This window comes from Noviherbaspirillum suwonense, from assembly GCF_900182955.1.
In the GTDB taxonomy this organism is placed as follows: domain Bacteria; phylum Pseudomonadota; class Gammaproteobacteria; order Burkholderiales; family Burkholderiaceae_D; genus Noviherbaspirillum_A; species Noviherbaspirillum_A suwonense.
The window spans coordinates 127,106-141,977 of the sequence record NZ_FXUL01000013.1 but is presented as its reverse complement, the minus strand read 5'-3'; the positions used below and the strand labels follow the sequence as shown (position 1 = coordinate 141,977).

General features: G+C 69.2%; 13 protein-coding genes. 6 read left to right on the top strand and 7 right to left on the bottom strand.

The window, feature by feature from the left end; all coding sequences use genetic code 11:
• Positions 1-10 precede the first annotated feature (10 nt).
• From QOL82_RS16825 to gshA, 3 genes are all read right to left on the bottom strand, one after another.
• On the bottom strand, positions 11-643 hold the full coding sequence (locus QOL82_RS16825; protein ID WP_283443461.1) for a CDP-alcohol phosphatidyltransferase family protein: 633 nt from the start codon (positions 641-643) through the stop codon (positions 11-13).
• A gap of 92 nt (positions 644-735) precedes the next feature.
• Positions 736-1,800, bottom strand: coding sequence for an AI-2E family transporter (locus QOL82_RS16820; protein ID WP_283443460.1), 1,065 nt, complete (start codon positions 1,798-1,800; stop codon positions 736-738).
• Positions 1,801-1,956: 156 nt separating this feature from the next.
• Entirely contained in the window at positions 1,957-3,555 is a 1,599-nt protein-coding gene (gshA, locus tag QOL82_RS16815) for a glutamate--cysteine ligase (RefSeq protein WP_283443459.1), read from the bottom strand.
• Between the two features lie 165 nt (positions 3,556-3,720).
• Between gshA and QOL82_RS16810 the strand changes: the two genes are divergently transcribed.
• Positions 3,721-4,473 carry a Crp/Fnr family transcriptional regulator gene (locus QOL82_RS16810; protein WP_283443458.1) on the top strand — a complete coding sequence of 251 codons (753 nt, stop codon included), beginning with the start codon at positions 3,721-3,723 and terminating at the stop codon, positions 4,471-4,473.
• A 42-nt stretch (positions 4,474-4,515) separates the two neighbouring features.
• On the opposite strand, the gene QOL82_RS16805 is transcribed toward QOL82_RS16810, so the two are convergent.
• Entirely contained in the window at positions 4,516-7,173 is a 2,658-nt protein-coding gene (locus tag QOL82_RS16805) for a hybrid sensor histidine kinase/response regulator (RefSeq protein WP_283443457.1), read from the bottom strand.
• 362 nt (positions 7,174-7,535) lie between these two features.
• Between QOL82_RS16805 and QOL82_RS16800 the strand changes: the two genes are divergently transcribed.
• The 3 genes from QOL82_RS16800 to QOL82_RS16790 all read left to right on the top strand — a co-directional run bounded on the left by QOL82_RS16800 (position 7,536) and on the right by QOL82_RS16790 (position 9,908).
• The gene (locus QOL82_RS16800; RefSeq protein ID WP_283443456.1) at positions 7,536-7,826 is read left to right on the top strand and encodes a DUF378 domain-containing protein; all 291 of its coding nucleotides are present in this window, start codon (positions 7,536-7,538) and stop codon (positions 7,824-7,826) included.
• A gap of 83 nt (positions 7,827-7,909) precedes the next feature.
• Positions 7,910-8,377, top strand: a complete 468-nt coding sequence (locus QOL82_RS16795) for a host attachment protein (RefSeq protein WP_283443455.1) — start codon at positions 7,910-7,912, stop codon at positions 8,375-8,377.
• Between the two features lie 319 nt (positions 8,378-8,696).
• Complete coding sequence (locus QOL82_RS16790) at positions 8,697-9,908, top strand: multidrug effflux MFS transporter (RefSeq protein ID WP_283443454.1); 1,212 nt, start codon at positions 8,697-8,699, stop codon at positions 9,906-9,908.
• Here QOL82_RS16790 and queC read toward each other — a convergent pair.
• From queC to QOL82_RS16775, 3 genes are read right to left on the bottom strand one after another with little or no spacing between them, the layout of a single operon-like run.
• On the bottom strand, positions 9,905-10,609 hold the full coding sequence (queC, locus tag QOL82_RS16785) for a 7-cyano-7-deazaguanine synthase QueC (protein ID WP_283443453.1): 705 nt from the start codon (positions 10,607-10,609) through the stop codon (positions 9,905-9,907). The two genes, QOL82_RS16790 and queC, sit on opposite strands and share 4 nt — an antisense overlap.
• Positions 10,610-10,643: 34 nt before the next feature.
• Positions 10,644-11,384, bottom strand: a complete 741-nt coding sequence (locus tag QOL82_RS16780; protein ID WP_283443452.1) for a DUF3108 domain-containing protein — start codon at positions 11,382-11,384, stop codon at positions 10,644-10,646.
• 31 nt (positions 11,385-11,415) lie between these two features.
• Complete coding sequence (locus QOL82_RS16775) at positions 11,416-12,540, bottom strand: DUF3108 domain-containing protein (protein ID WP_283443451.1); 1,125 nt, start codon at positions 12,538-12,540, stop codon at positions 11,416-11,418.
• A 99-nt stretch (positions 12,541-12,639) separates the two neighbouring features.
• Here QOL82_RS16775 and QOL82_RS16770 point away from each other — a divergent pair, with 99 nt between their 5' ends.
• Both QOL82_RS16770 and QOL82_RS16765 read left to right on the top strand, forming a co-directional pair.
• Entirely contained in the window at positions 12,640-13,938 is a 1,299-nt protein-coding gene (locus QOL82_RS16770; protein ID WP_283443450.1) for a branched-chain amino acid ABC transporter substrate-binding protein, read from the top strand.
• A gap of 104 nt (positions 13,939-14,042) precedes the next feature.
• Positions 14,043-14,723 carry a PhaM family polyhydroxyalkanoate granule multifunctional regulatory protein gene (locus QOL82_RS16765; RefSeq protein ID WP_283443449.1) on the top strand — a complete coding sequence of 227 codons (681 nt, stop codon included), beginning with the start codon at positions 14,043-14,045 and terminating at the stop codon, positions 14,721-14,723.
• Positions 14,724-14,872: the final 149 nt, after the last annotated feature.

The following is a 14,872-nucleotide window of genomic DNA, read 5'->3' as shown; positions in this document are numbered from 1 at the left end:
CGCCGGCCCGTCAGAACTTCGGTATGCGCAGCGTCTTGCTGATCATTAGCGTGCCGGACAGCACGAACAGCAGCGCCAGCGGGTGGAACTGCCACGGTCCGATCGCCCAGACGCCCCAGTACAGGTCGTCGCCGATGCGTCCCTGCCAGGCCGCATACGCCAGCACGGCGGTCAGCAGCACGCTGGTCGGAATCGGCGTGCCTTCGAAGTAGGCCACCTTGTCGGCGCCTTCGGACAGGGTTTCCGCGGTGACGTTGTAGCGCGCCAGGCGGCTCACGCCGCAGCAGACGAAGTAAGCCAGCGCCACCGCGTCGAGGCCGCCGCGCATGCCGGCGGCGAAGGCCAGCGCGGCCGGCGCCACGCCGAAGGAGATGATGTCGGCCAGCGAGTCGAGTTCGCGCCCGAGCGATGAATGCTGGCTGCGCCAGCGGGCGATGCGGCCGTCCAGCACGTCGAAGATCAGCGCCGCCGGCGCCATCGCGGCCGCCGCGTAGAAATGCGTCATCGACGCGCTGCCCATGTAGAGCATCGCCAGGAACACCGCGGCGACGCCGCATGCGGCATTTCCCAGGGTAAAGAAATCCGCGAGGTGGAAACCGCGCAGCATCGAGAAGTGCTTGGGTGGGGTGCCGGGTGTGCGCATGGATGCAGGCCTGTTGTTGTAAGGGAAAGCCGGCTCAGTTTAGCAGCGCTGCCAGTTTGGCAATAACGATGCCGTCAAGGACAGGCGCCGGCTCATTTCGGCGGCATCGGCGATTCCGGCTGCGCCGAAAACAGGTCCCAGCAGGCGATGAACAGCGCCGCCACCGCCGGTCCGATCACGAAACCGTTCAGGCCGAACAGGGCCATGCCGCCGAGGGTGGAGATCAGCACCACGTAGTCGGGCATCTGGGTGTCCTTGCCGACCAGGATAGGGCGCAGCACATTGTCGACCAGGCCGATCACCAGCACGCCGAAGGCGATCAGCGCCACGCCCTGCCAGATCGCGCCGGTCACCAGGAAATAAATCGCCACCGGCAGCCAGACCACGGCCGCGCCGATCGCCGGCAGCAGCGACAGGAAAGCCATCAGCACCGCCCACAGCAGCGCGCCCTGGATGTCGAGGAACCAGAAGGCCAGGCCGCCGAGCGCGCCCTGCACCGCGGCCACCGCGACGTTGCCCTTGACGGTGGCGCGGATCACGGTGGTGAACTTCTTGAACAGGTGCCGCTTGTGGCCGGCGCTCAGCGGGATCGCGTCGCGGATGCGCGTGGTGAGCGCGGCGCCGTCGCGCAGCAGGAAAAAAAGCAGGTAGAGCATGATGAAGAAGCTCACCATGAAGTCGAAGGTGTTCTGGGTGATGTTGATCGCCTGGGTCGCCACGTACTGGCTGCCCTGCACCGCGCCGGACGACAGCCGCTGCTGGATCGAGTTGATGTCGAGCAGGTCCATCCGGTCGAGCAGGCGGGTGAGCCATTGCGGCAATGCGGCGACGATCTGCTGGAAGTAGGTGCCGAAGTTGATCTGGCCCGAGCGGATCTTTTCATAGACCAGCACGCCTTCCTGCAGCATCGCCATCGTGATCAGGGTCAGCGGCAGGATCACCAGCACCAGGCAGATCGCCAGCGTCGCCAGCGCCGCCATGTTGGGCTTCTGCTTCATCCGCGCCATCAGCCGCCGGTAGAATGGCGCGAACAGGATGGCCAGCACCGCGCCCCAGAACACCGCGCCGTAGAACGGCAGCAGTATCCAGCCGAAGGCGATGGTCACAAGGACCAGCAGGATCAGGAATGTTTTTTGTTGCAGCTCTGGATGGTTCATCGACGGTCTGTTTAGTGGGCGGCGCGTTAGTGTAGACGGGTCCTGCCGCCGCGCGGCGCGCGGCAAGCTCAACTGGTGATCAGGCGCATGGCCGGGCGCAGGCCATTGCCCGCGGCTTGTGCCGGCGCATTGCGTTGCCGGCCGCGGCCGGCGGCCTTACTGCGCGCAGGGCTCCTCGCACAGCTGCGCCGGCGTGCGCGCCTGGTACTGGACGATGAAGTCGTCGAAGCTGCCGGTCTGGCTGCGCTCCATCCGCGCCTGCTCGTCCAGCGAGTCCTGCGCCATCGTCTCGAACGCCTGGCGCTGCGCGGCGTCCAGCGGCCGCGAGCGGAAGTCTTCCGCGTGCAGCCGGCTCTGGGCCAGGCCGAAGGCGGTGAACGAGCCATGCTCGCGGATCGCTTCCAGCGCGCGCGCCGAGGGCAGCAGCGTTGCGTCGCGCAGCTTCGCGCGCTGGGCGGCGAGCGCATCGGCATGCTCGGTGCCTTGGTGCTGCGCATCGAGCAGCGCGGCGACCGGCGCCATCCGCTCCAGCAGTTCCATGCCCCAGTCCACGAGGCTGACGGCCGCGCCGCCGCGGCGCAGCTCCAGGCCCGGGCGGCGGCCCTGGTTGACGGCCAGCGCAAAGTTGGCGCTGTTCTCGGCGCCGTCGGCCAGGCTGGTCGGCGGGCTTTCCTGCAGCGCGCTGTAGAGCAGGTAGACGTCGAGGAAGCGCGCGGTCTGCAGGCTGATGCCGACCGGCGAGAACGGGTCCACGTCCATGCAGCGCACCTCGATGTACTGGACGCCGCGCGCGCACAGCGCCTCCAGCGGCCGCTCGCCCGAGCTGATCACCCGCTTCGGGCGGATGGTCGCGTAGAACTCGTTCTCGATCTGCAGCACGTTGGTGTTGATCTGCACCCATTCGCCGTTCTGGCGCGTGCCCATCGCCACGTAGGGCGGATGCGGCTGGCGCACCGCGCGCGCCAGGCTCTTCATGTAGTCGGCCAGCGTGTTGTACGGCGGCACCAGGCCGGCCTGCACATTGTTCTGGTAGCCGAGGTCGCTCATGCGCAGGCTGGTCGCATAGGGCAGGTAGAGCGTGTCCTCGGACAGCTGTTCGAGCTGGTGCGGGCGGCCGCGCAGGAAGGCGCGGTCCAGCGCCGGCGACGCGCCGAACAGCACCATCAGCAGCCAGTTGGTGCGCTTGAAGTTGCGGATCAGCGCGACATAGCTCTCGGACTGGTAGTCGCGCAGCGAGCCGGACTTGCCCTCGTCGGCCTGCAGCAGCGGCCACAGCCCTTCGGCCAGCGAATAGTTGTAATGGATGCCGGCGATGCATTGCATCGCCCGGCCGTAGCGCAGCGCCAGGCCGCGCCGGTAGACATGCTTGATCATGCCGATATGCGAGGTGCCGTACCAGGCGATCGGGATCTCGCTCTCGGCCGGCAGCGGGCCGGGCATCGACTGGCTCCACAGCAGTTCGCCGCCCAGCTTGTCGGTGGCCAGCCGGTGCACGGCGTCGAGCTCGTCCAGCGCGGTGGCGATGTCCCGCTCGGCCGGCGTGATGAACTCCAGCAGCGATTCGGAATAGTCGGTGGTGATCTGGGGGTGGGTCAGCGCCGAGCCGAGCGCCGCCGGATGCGGCGTCGTCGCCAGCTGGCCGGTCGGCGTCACCCGCAGGGTCTCGCGTTCGATGCCGCGCAAGCCCTGGCCGAGCAGGGGACGCGCCGGCGCGGCAGCGAGCAGCGCGAGGCGGCGGTCGAGCAGATTGGTCATGGGAGTTCCTCTTCTTTTCCGGATGCGCCCGCCCACATGCCACATGCACGCAAATGTGTCATGTGTAAGCAGATGCATCATTCATTGAATGCATTTTTTACACCAGTATATTGGGCCGCATCATCGCACAGATGGCGGTTTTCATCCGGCCGCCAGGCCCGCCCCATGCCTATCCCCGTTACCGTCCTGTTTACGCTAGACCAGAACAAGCTGCTGGCCGCGCTGCCCGCCAGCGACCGGGAGCGCCTGGCCGAGCACCTGGAGCCCGTCCTGCTGCATGCCGGCGACGTCCTGTGCGACGCCGGCGTCATCCCTTCGCACATCTATTTCCCGGCCAACGCGGTGCTGTCCATCCTGCACCTGATGGAGGACGGCGCCTCGTCCGAGCTGGTGGCGGTCGGCAACGAGGGCATGGTCGGCATATCGCTGTTCATGGGCGGCGCGGCGACCGCCGCGCGCACCGTGGTGCAGACCGGCGGCCATTGCCTGCGGCTGCGGGCCGACCTGATGCGGGCGGAGTTCGAGCGCGGCGGGCCGGCGATGGACCTGCTGCTGCGCTATACCCAGGCCTTCATGGCCCAGATGGCCCAGAACGCGATCTGCAACCGCTATCACAAGATAGAGCAGCACCTGTGCCGCTGGCTGCTCCAGAACCTGGACCGCGCCGGCGGCGACGAAGTCGACATCACCCACAGCATGCTGGCCGGGATCCTGGGCGTGCGGCGCGAAGGCGTCTCGGAAGCGGCGGCGCGGCTGCAGCTCGCCGGCGGCATCAGCTACCGGCGCGGCCATGTCAAGGTGCTCGACCGCGCCATCCTGGAGTCGCAGGCCTGCGACTGCTACCGGACCATGCAGGTCGAATTCTCACGGCTGCTGCCGCCTCCCGGAAAGTCGCGGCCCGCGGTCAGCTGCCGCTGACGCGGGCGGCCGGGCATCGCCGCGGCCGTGCATTCATACGCATCAATGCGCATTCCCCACTTCGCAGACGCTGCAGATGGTCTCGATCAGCGTCTGCGCCGACAGCGGCTTGGCGACATGGGCGTCGAAGCCGGCCAGCGACGACGCCCGCTGGTCGCGGGTCATCGCGAACGCCGTCAGCGCAATGGCGGGCGTCATCGCGCCCTTGTCGCGGGTGCGCTTGCGGATGGCGCGGATCAGCTCGTGGCCATCCATGCCGGGCATGCCGATATCGCAAAGCAGCAGGTCGAAGCTCTGGCGGTCCAGCAGCTGCAGGGTCTCGCTGCCCGACGCCGACACCGTGACCGTCGCGCCGAAGCTGGCCAGCAGCGACTGCGTGGCCAGCCTCGCGTCTTCCTCGTCGTCGGTGACCAGGATGCGCAGCCGGGCCAGCGGCGTCATCGGGAATTGCTGCAGCAGCTGCTCGGTGCCGGCGCTGACGGCGCCGTCGGCTGCCCCGGCCAGGGCCGGCAGCCTGATCGTGAAGCGCGATCCCTGTCCCAGCCCGTCGCTATGGGCCTCGATGGCGCCGCCATGCAGCCTGACCAGGCTGGCGGCGATCGCCAGGCCCAGCCCGAGGCCGCCGCGCTTGCCCGGCGCCGCGGCGTCCTGGCGGAAACCCTCGAACGCATGCGGCAGCGATTGCGGCGCAATGCCGCAGCCGGTGTCGCTCACGCTGATCAGCAGCGACTCGCCTTCCAGCCTGGCGTCCAGCGTGACCTGGCCGCCCGCGTCGGTGTACTTGATGGCGTTCGACACCAGGTTGGTGACGGCCTGGTTGATGCGGCGCGGGTCGCCGGCGATCTGCACCGGGCCGGCGGCGCTGCACGCGAAGCGCACCTGCTTGCGCTCGGCCGCGGGCTTCTGCGACAGCGCGACGTCGGCCAGCAGCGCGGCGACGTCGAACGGCCGGGAGTCGAGCGCCACCTTGCCGGCGATGATGGCGCTGGTGTCCTGCAGGTCGTTGAGCAGGGCCGCCTGCAGCTGCACATTGCGGTTGATGACATCGGCCGCGCGCGCCGCGGTCTCGGCGTCGCCGCCCTGCCGCGCCAGCAGCTCCGCCCAGCCCGCGATGGCATTGAGCGGCGTGCGCAGTTCATGCGACAGCGTCGTCAGGAATTCATCGGCCATCAGCGTCGCCCGCTCGGCTTCGGCGCGGGTCCGGCGCTCCCTCTCCAGCGCCTGGCCGGTGCGCTCGGCCTGCAGCATCGTCTCATGCACGTCGGTCAGCGTGCCGACCCAGCGGCTGATCTCGCGCCCGTCGGCCCGCAGCGCGCGGCCGTGAAGGCGGAACCAGACGAATGCACCGTCCCGGCCGGTGCGCAGCCGCAGCACGCAGTCGAGGTCGGCGCCGCCGATGCGGCTGGCGCTCCAGGCATCCACGAACGCCAGCAGGTCGCTCTGGTGCGCCAGCGACGCGAGCTGGTCGATGCGGTGGATCGCCGTCCGTCCGAACGCCGCCTGCCACTGCGCATTGCAATATTCGATCATCCCCCGCGCATCGGCTTGCCAGACGGCATGCGGCAGCGATTCGGCCAGCGCGGCGAAGTCCCGGTCGGCGGGCGGCGCCTGGCTGCCGGCCGTCAGCCGCTCGAGCATGTCGCCGATCGGGATGCTCTCGCCGCTGCGGCGCCGGAAGGCCGGCATCGCGGAGCCGGCGAGGGCCTCGGGCGCAGGCTTTTCAGGCCATTGGGACAGGCCGTGCAGGCGCCTGGCGGCGAACCATGCGATGGCGGCGGCAGCCAGGCCCAGCCCGAGCGCGCCGGCAAAGAAATTGCGCTGGAGCGCCGCCACCGGGCCGAATGCCGTCTTGACCGGCAGGCGCGCCACGACCTTCAGGCTCAGGCCCTGGAAATAGCCGCGCGGCATGGTCGGGCTCATCACGGTCAGGTAGTCCGCGCCGTCGTTCCAGCGGATGCTCCTGGCGGCGACGCCCGGCGGCCGCTGCAGGAGCCGGTCGAGGGTGCTGCCGGCAGGCACGCTGCTCGGCGCAAGCACGACCCGGTTGCTGCTGTCGACGACCAGCAGCTCGATGCCGCGCCTTTCCATGACCGGGCCGAGCACGCTGTTGCGCAGGCTGTCCGCCCAGCGCCAGTTGACATGCGCAACCAGCACGCGGATCGTCTCGCCGCGCTCGTTGCGCACCGGCGCGGCGGCGCCGAAAAATCGCACCGGCTCGCCGACCGCGTCCCGCGGCAGCCGTTCGGCCAGCCGCGCAGCGTCCTGCACGTCGCCCACGAATATGCCTTTCGCGCCGTTCTCCAGCACCGACCGGTCGAGCATGCTGCCTTCGAACTGGCCGCCGCTGCCGGCCAGCACCATGCCCGAGCGGGCGTCGGCCAGCGCGATGAATGCATACTCGGCGCGGCTGGCCGCGAACTGGTCGAGCGCGGCGCGCATGTCGGCCGAGGCGGTTGACGCGCCGCGGAAAACCTCGCGGCCGGCCTGGGCCTGCACGTCCTGCGCGAATGCGTCGATGGCGGCCGACAGTTCCCGGGCCATCTGCTGGCTCGTGCTGTCGAGATTGGCGGCCGCCAGGCTGGCGACTTCCCGCTTGGCCGTTTCGCCCAGCGCGCCGGCCAGGACCACGGCCAGCAAGAGGATGAGGGCGCTCAGGGCGGCGCCCAGGCAGGCATGGAAACTGATGCGTCTCTGAAACATCATCATCGCAGGTCGAGTAGGATCGCCCGTCGTCTACTGGCAGCGGGTGCCGTATCGTCACTGAATATCGCAGGTGGGTCAAGACAGTTAGGAAGGGCGGCCAGACTGCGTCAAGGCCGGGCCTGCGCTGCGGGCCGCCATCGGCTTCGGGGCGGCGCCGCGCACACCGATTGCCCGGCATATTGTTGCAGCGCAAAAGGAGCGCTTGCGGCAGATGGAACCGGTGCGGGCCGGTGTTCTCTAATCGCCTGAAAGCTTCGGGCATGCGTCATGCCGGGCGCGCGCATGCCGGACGGTTTCATCGATCTTCCATCCCCGATCATCACCTTACACCGCGCCTGCCGGCGCGGCAGGAGCTTGCCATGTCAACCATGAATCCCCATATCACCGAACGGCGGCGCAACCCAGAACGGCGCTCCGGCGCAGACCAGTCGATCGCGCGCCGCATCGGCGCCTTCGACTGGCTGGCCATGGTGCTGATGATCATCGGCGGCATCAACTGGGGCCTGGTGGGCCTGATGAACATCGACCTGGTGGCTGCCGTTTTCGGCGACGGCACGACGGCGGCGCGGGCGGTCTATGCGCTGGTCGGCCTGGCGGCGCTGTACTCGATCTACACCATGTCGAAGATGGCGAGCGACGGCCAGCGTTGACGGGTTTGCCCGGCTGCGGAACATTTCCGGTGGCGCGCGCATCGAACCTTGCCCAATAACAGAGCGGAGAGGGCAAGGCAATCATGGACGCTACCTGGATCGTTTCGGCAAACGCAAGCCGCGCACGGATCTTCTCGCAGGCCGGTTCCTCGGCAGGCCTGGAGGAAATAGAAAGCATGGTCAATGCAGGCGCCCGCCTGCGCACGTCCGAAAGCGAGTCGGACAAGATCGGCCCGACCTCGGCGGGCAAGAGCATTCATAACACCGGCAATGCCACGCCGAACAAGGCGTTCGAGCCGCACCAGACGCCGGTGGAGCACCAGAGCGAGCTGTTTGCCAGGAGTGTCGCGGAGGCGCTGCTCAAGGGCCAGCAGCAGGGCCGCTTCCGCGAACTGTGCATCGTCGCGTCGCCGGAGTTCCTGGGCGTGCTGCGCCAGCAGCTCAATCCCAACGTGGCGTCGGCGGTCCGGCTGGAGATCAACAAGGATTACACGCAGGCCAGCCCGGCGGAGCTGCAGGAACATATCAAGGCGCACCAGGCCAAGGGCTGAACGCGCCGCCAGGCGGCAGCCGTCCCGCATCGACGGCCCAGCCAGCCAGCGCACGCGCGGGCCGCGTGGGCTGCGTCCTTCCTTCCTCCCGCCGGACCGTATAATCATCCGCCGCCGCAATGGCGGTGGAACCGGGCGGTGCGGGCCATGCAGGCATTCACCGGCATTGCCCGGCGCTACCGTACATCGCCGTGCATCGCATGGCGGCAGGGCGGCAGCTTTCCCGGCGCCGCGCTTCTTCCCCGGACATGCTGTTCCCGCTGGCGTCGGCCGGCGGGAACAGCAGCATGTTCGCTCAATCAGCCCTCAAAGAATTTCAATGCGCAATCTTCTCACCTGGATCCTCGCCGGCCTGTCCATGACAGGCGCGCTGGCGATCGACATGTACCTGCCGTCCTTCCATGGCATCGGCGCCAGCTTCGCGGCCAGCCCGGCGCTGGTGCAGCAAACCCTCAGCGCTTTCCTGTTCGCGTTCGCTTTCATGATGCTTTTCAGCGGCACGCTGTCGGACTCCTTCGGCCGCAGGCCCATCATCCTCGGTTCGCTCGTGCTGTATGCCGCCGCGTCCTTCGGCGCCGCCGCCGCGCCCAGCCTGGGCTGGCTGCTGGTCTGCCGGGTATTGCAGGGCCTGGCCGCCGGCGCATCGACCGTGGTGAGCCGGGCGGTGATCCAGGACCGGCTGTCGGGCGCCGACGCCCAGCGCATGATGGCCAGCGTGATGATGGTGTTCGGGCTGGCGCCGGCCATTGCGCCCATCCTCGGCGGCTGGCTGCATGCCGCATTCGGCTGGCGTTCGGTGTTCGTGGCGCTGGGCGGCTTCGGCGCGCTGCTGCTGCTGGTCTGCTGGCGCAGCCTGCCGGAAAGCCTGCCGCGGGAGCAGCGGCATGCCTTCCATCCCGGCGTCATCGCAAGGGCCTACTGCGAGGTGCTGCGCGACCGCCGCTTCCTGCTGCTGGCGCTGGCCTTCGCGCTGTCGTTCGCCGGCATCGCGATTTATATCGGCTCGGCCGCGAGCTTCGTGGTGGGCATCCTGCACCAGGCGGAAACCGGCTTCGGCTGGATGTTCATCCCGCTGATCGGCGGCATGGTCTGCGGCTCGGCGGCGGCGGGCAGGCTGGCCGCGCGCGTTTCGCAGCCGCGGCAGATCCTCGCCGGCTATGGCGTGATGGGCATCGCGGCGCTGGCCAACGTGGCCTACAACGCGCTGTTCCCGGCGGCGCTGCCCTGGGCGGTGCTGCCGCTGTTCTTCTACGCGTTCGGCCTGGCGCTGGCGATGCCGGCGCTGACGCTGGCCGGCCTGGCGCTCTTCCCCGAGCGCAGCGGCCTGGCCGCGTCGCTGCAGGGCTTCGTGCAGATGGTGGTGTTCGCGCTGGTCTCGGGACTGGTGTCGCCGCTGCTGTTCGACAGCGCGCTGAAGCTGGCCGGCGGCGTGCTGGCCGTGGTCGCCGCCAGCGCGCTGTGCTGGCTGCGGGCCGGCGGCAGCCGGCCGGAGACGGCGCCGGCAGCGGCAGCCGCAGTCCGCAGTCTCTAGGCAGCCTTCCTGAACGCCTGGTAGCCGCGCGCCCGCAGTTCGCATGCCGGGCAGCGGCCGCAGCCGTAGCCCCAGTCGTGCAGCGCGCCGCGCTCGCCCAGGTAGCAGGTATGGGTCTCGATGCGCACGCATTCAACCAGCGCGTCGCCGCCCAGCTGCTGCGCCAGTTCCCAGGTGGCGGCCTTGTCCAGCCACATCAGCGGCGTCTGGATCGACAGCGCGGTCGCCATGCCCAGGTTCAGCGTGCGCTCCAGCGACTCCATCGTGTCATTGCGGCAGTCCGGGTAGCCGGAATAATCGGTCTCGCACATGCCGCCGACCAGCACGTCGAGGCCGCGCCGGTAGGCCAGGGTCGCGGCCACCATCATGAACATCAGGTTGCGGCCCGGCACGAAGCTGTTGGGAAGGCCGTTGGCCTGCATCGTGATCTCGACGTCGCGGGTCAGCGAGGTGTCGGAGATCTTGCCGAGGATGCCTAGGTCGATCATGTGGTCCTCGCCCAGCCGCGCGTCCCATTCGGGCGAGATGCGGCGCAGCGACTGCAGCACCGCCGGCCGCACCGCGAGTTCGATCGCATGGCGCTGGCCGTAATCGAAGCCTATGGTCTCGACCCGTTGGTAGCGGTCCAGCGCCCAGGCGGCGCAGGTGGTGGAATCCTGGCCGCCCGAAAACAGCACCAGCGCGCCTTTTGCATTGCTCATTCTTGTCCTCTTCTAAACATGAAACACGGTGTATTCATTTGGGCCGCACCTGGCGCAGCGTCTGTTCGATGAAGTCGCCGCCGCCCTCGGTGAAGCGCAGCTTGACCGGATACCAGTGCAGCGAGGGCGCCAGCCAGATGTCGAGCTGCTGTTCCTCCGAGCCCGGCGGCGGATTGCGCGTGACATGCCAGGCCATCACGTCGCCGTCCGGGCCGGGCACCTTTTCCTGGGCGCCGACCTTGAAGGTCCACGGGTCGGCGTCGCGCTGGCCGACAACGAAGAAATTCCAGGCCGACCCGCTCCTGAATTTCGCCGGCGCCGCCCGCGCCGCCGCGCTCAACTGCCAGATGACGCTGGCGCGGTCCTGCTCGCCGCCGCGGATCGGGTAGCTGCGCTCGGAGGCGCTGAAGCTGATCAGCTTCGCCTCGCGGTTGAAGGTGACGCTGGTCTCGCCCTTCCGGAAGCGCTTCTCGGTATAGCTCGCCGGCGCCAGGCCCCAGGCGTCGATCGCGCCCTCGCTTTTCTCGTCGAGGATCTTCCCGACCAGCATTGCGCGGGTCTCTATCGTCAGCGTGTAGCGCTTGCCGGCGGGCAGCCAGTGCATCTCGGACTCGCCGCTGATGCTGAGGCCGCCCTGGCGCGCGCGGATCGCGTAGCTCAGTTCGGCCGCGGGCGGCGCGCTGGTCGGGTAGGCCGGCTTGGCGGGCGCCGGCGGCGCGGCGACGGCCGCGAGGGACAGCATCAGCGCCGGCAGGAATATCAGCGGGTATCTCACGTTCTAGCGTTCTCCATTGGATTGCATTGCATCAGATCGGGGTCAGCGACTGCACCGACGTCACCGCCATGTCCAGGTATTCGCCATTGGTTTCGGTGAAGCGCAGCCGCACCGGGTACCACCAGTGCTGCGGCGCGAGCCAGATGTCGAGCTTCTGCTCGTAGGAGCCCGGCCGCGGCACGCGCACCACGTGCCAGGCTTCGGTGGGGCCGGCCGGCGTCTCGGTCTGTTCCAGTCCGATCACCTGGATCACCCAGGGTTCCGCATCGCGCACGCCGGCCACGAACAGTTCGAGCGCGGCGCCCGGCGCGTAGCGCCCGGGGTCGCCGAGGCCGATGGCGGCCAGTTGCCAGACGACGCTGGCGCGGTCCTGCGCGCCGCCGGTGCGCGGGAAGGACGCCTCCGACGCCGAAAAGCGGATGACATTGCTGCCGCGCTCGAAGCGGGTCACGTTCTCGGGCCGGCGAAAGCGCTTTTCCGAATACAGTTCGGGCGCGACGCCCGATTCGTCGATCGCGCCGACGCTCTGGAAATTGAGCACGGTGAAGAACAGCACGCTGGCTTCGCCGTCGACCTGGTAGCGCCCGCCGTCGGCGCGCCAGGCGATCTTGCCGCCGCCGTAGACCACCTTGCCGTCCCGCAGCGCCTGCACGTCGTATTTCAGCTGGGCCGACGGCGGCATGCGGAAGCGGTAGGACGGCGCTTCGGCCGGTGCGGCCGGCGCTTCGGCGGGCCCGGGCGCAGCGGCTTCCACGGGCGCTTCCGCGGCCGGGGCCGCGGCCACCGCCACCGCCGCTTCCGGCGGCGCGTCCACGGCAGCGGGTTCCGGCGCGGCCGCCGTTGGCGCCGTCGCTGCCGGCGCCGGCGCGGACGCCACCGGCGGCGGACGCTTGCGCGGACGCGGGCGTGGCGGCTGCGGAGGCCGGGGCGTCGCCACGGCGACCGGCGGCGGGGCCAGCGCAGGCGGCGGCGCCGGCGGCGGGCGCAGCTGCACCGTGACCGGCGGCGCATCGGCGCTGGCCGGCGGCGTCTGCCCGATATGCCGGCCCGCCCATTGCAGCGCCGCCCAGTGCAGCAGCAGCGACAGCGCGAGCACGCCCAGCCCGCGCACGAGCAGCGGGGTCCAGCGGCGGAGGAAAGACGTTTCGACGGGCATCCCGCTAGTGTAGCCGCTGCCGGCGGGCCGCTTCCAGACGCATGCTGCGCTGCGGCGAAGCACGTAGAATGGCCGCTTTTCGAAAACAGGGGGTATTCCATGCGCAAGCCGCTGCTCGCAACACTGCTGATGACGTTCGCCGCCGCTGCCGTCACCGCCGCCACGGCGGCCGCAGCCGCCGACGTGGCCACGGCCGGCCCCGCGCCGGGCGAGCCCATCCGCATCGGGATGGTGGAGGGCATGTCCGGCTCCTTCGCCAATGCCGGCGAAGCCGTCGCCCGCAACCTGCGGCTGGCCATCGAAAACGTGAATGCCCGCGGCGGCGTCAGACTGCCCGACGGCCGCCATCCGCTGGCGCTATCTATCTTCGACAACAAGCAGGGCGTGGAAGAGTCGCTGATCGAGTTTCGCCGCCTGTCCGACCAGCGGATAAGCTTCATGGTGCAGGGCAACAGTTCGGCGGTGGCCCTGGCGCTGGTCGATGCCGTCAACCGCCACAACGAGCGGATGCCGCAGCAGCGCATGCTGTTCCTGAACTACTCGGCGGTCGACCCGGCGCTGACCAATGAAAAATGCAGCTTCTGGCATTTCCGCTTCGACGCCAGCGCCGACATGCGCATGCACGCGCTGACCGAGGTGATCCGCCAGGACGGCCATGCGAAAAAGGTCTACCTGATCGGCCAGGACTACAGCTTCGGCCGCCAGACCGCGAAGGCGGCGCGCGGCATGCTGACGGCCAAGCGGCCCGACATCGCCATCGTCGGCGACGAGCTGCACCCGATCGGCAAGGTCAAGGACTTTTCGCCCTACGTCGCCAAGATCCGCGCCAGCGGCGCCGACACCATCGTCACCGGCAACTGGGGCAACGACCTGACGCTGCTGGTCAAGGCGGTGCGGGACGCCGGCCTCGAGGTCAAGTTCTACACCTTCTACGGCAACGGCCTGGGCGCGCCCGCCGCGATCGGCGACGCCGGCGTCGGCCGCGTGCGCGCGGTCGCCGAATGGCATCCGAATGCCGGCGGCGAAGGCAGCGATGCGTTCTACCAGGCCTTCGGCAAGCGCTATCCGGCGCCGGAGGACGACTACGTCCACATGCGCATGCACCTGATGATCGCGATGCTGGCCGGCGCCATCGAGAAGGCCGGCAGCACCGAGGCCGGCGCGGTGGCGCGGGCGCTCGAGGGCGCGCAGTTCAGGAACGGCTTCCACCATGCGACCATGCGGGCCGCCGACCACCAGCTGCTGCAGCCGCTGTACGTGTCGGTGATGCAGAAGAAAGGCGAGGGCGTGCGATTCGATAACGAAGGCAGCGGCTACGGCTTTCGCACCGAGCGCTACCTGTCGGAACCGGAGACCGCGTTGCCGACGTCCTGCAACATGGTCCGTCCCGCGCATTAGCCGCGCGCTCCGGCCGCGAGCGATCGCAAGCAATCGCGGCCGGAGCGGGTTCTTTCATGATGCTTTTCTGCTAACCTAGTCGCACATAACTCATGGAGACCAGCATGGCAGAATCGAACATGTCCGGCATACCCGGCGTCGGCGCAATGACCGACACCCTGGAATTCGTCAAGAACCTGTGGGGCGGCATGAAGATACCGGGCATGGCGATGCCGTCGCTGTCGGTCGACGAGGTCAACAAGCAGATCACCGACCTGAAGGCGGTCGAGTCCTGGCTCAATGTCAACATGAGCATGCTGCGCAGCACGATACAGGCGCTGGAAGTGCAGAGCGCCACGCTGGCGGCGCTGCAGACCATGAGCACCAGCATGAACTCGCTGGCCCAGGCCGGCATGTCGCATGCGGCAGCCGCGGCCCCGGCTGCCAGGCCGGCCGCCGCTCCGCCCCCGGCCCCGGCGGCGCAGCCCGCACCGGCCCCGGCCGCTCCGTCCTTCTCCTTCGATCCGCCGGTGGCCGACAAGCCGGCCACGCCGGGCGGCGCGCCGTCGGCGTCCGCGGCAGGCAGGCCGGCCGAGGGGCCGCAGGCCAATGCCGACATGTCCAACGCCACCGCCTTCGCCAACCCGGCCGCATGGTGGAACCTGCTGCAGGACCAGTTCAAGCAGGCAGTCAGCACCGCGGTCGCCAGCGAACCCGAGGAGAAGCAGAAGCCGGCGCCGGAAGCGGCGAAGCCGCGCGCCAGGAAGGCCGCGGCGCCGGCGAAGAAGAGCGCCAGGAAGCGCTGACCGGCACGGTTGCGGGGAAAGCAGGGAAAGCCGGGCCGGGCGCTGCCTGGCCCGAATGCCGGCGCATGATGCCGATGGCGTCCCGCGCAGCGCAGCGCGCGTTTCGCTGCCGCGTGCTTACCCGTTCATCCGCCAATCCGATTGCCCGG

Bases quoted from the DNA above. Each gene is read 5' to 3' on its own strand.
- QOL82_RS16825 (WP_283443461.1), bottom strand. From the start codon at position 643: ATGCGCACACCCGGCACCCCACCCAAGCACTTCTCGATGCTGCGCGGT.
- QOL82_RS16820 (WP_283443460.1), bottom strand. From the start codon at position 1,800: ATGAACCATCCAGAGCTGCAACAAAAAACATTCCTGATCCTGCTGGTC.
- gshA (WP_283443459.1), bottom strand. From the start codon at position 3,555: ATGACCAATCTGCTCGACCGCCGCCTCGCGCTGCTCGCTGCCGCGCCG.
- QOL82_RS16810 (WP_283443458.1), top strand. From the start codon at position 3,721: ATGCCTATCCCCGTTACCGTCCTGTTTACGCTAGACCAGAACAAGCTG.
- QOL82_RS16805 (WP_283443457.1), bottom strand. From the start codon at position 7,173: ATGTTTCAGAGACGCATCAGTTTCCATGCCTGCCTGGGCGCCGCCCTG.
- QOL82_RS16800 (WP_283443456.1), top strand. From the start codon at position 7,536: ATGTCAACCATGAATCCCCATATCACCGAACGGCGGCGCAACCCAGAA.
- QOL82_RS16795 (WP_283443455.1), top strand. From the start codon at position 7,910: ATGGACGCTACCTGGATCGTTTCGGCAAACGCAAGCCGCGCACGGATC.
- QOL82_RS16790 (WP_283443454.1), top strand. From the start codon at position 8,697: ATGCGCAATCTTCTCACCTGGATCCTCGCCGGCCTGTCCATGACAGGC.
- queC (WP_283443453.1), bottom strand. From the start codon at position 10,609: ATGAGCAATGCAAAAGGCGCGCTGGTGCTGTTTTCGGGCGGCCAGGAT.
- QOL82_RS16775 (WP_283443451.1), bottom strand. From the start codon at position 12,540: ATGCCCGTCGAAACGTCTTTCCTCCGCCGCTGGACCCCGCTGCTCGTG.
- QOL82_RS16770 (WP_283443450.1), top strand. From the start codon at position 12,640: ATGCGCAAGCCGCTGCTCGCAACACTGCTGATGACGTTCGCCGCCGCT.
- QOL82_RS16765 (WP_283443449.1), top strand. From the start codon at position 14,043: ATGGCAGAATCGAACATGTCCGGCATACCCGGCGTCGGCGCAATGACC.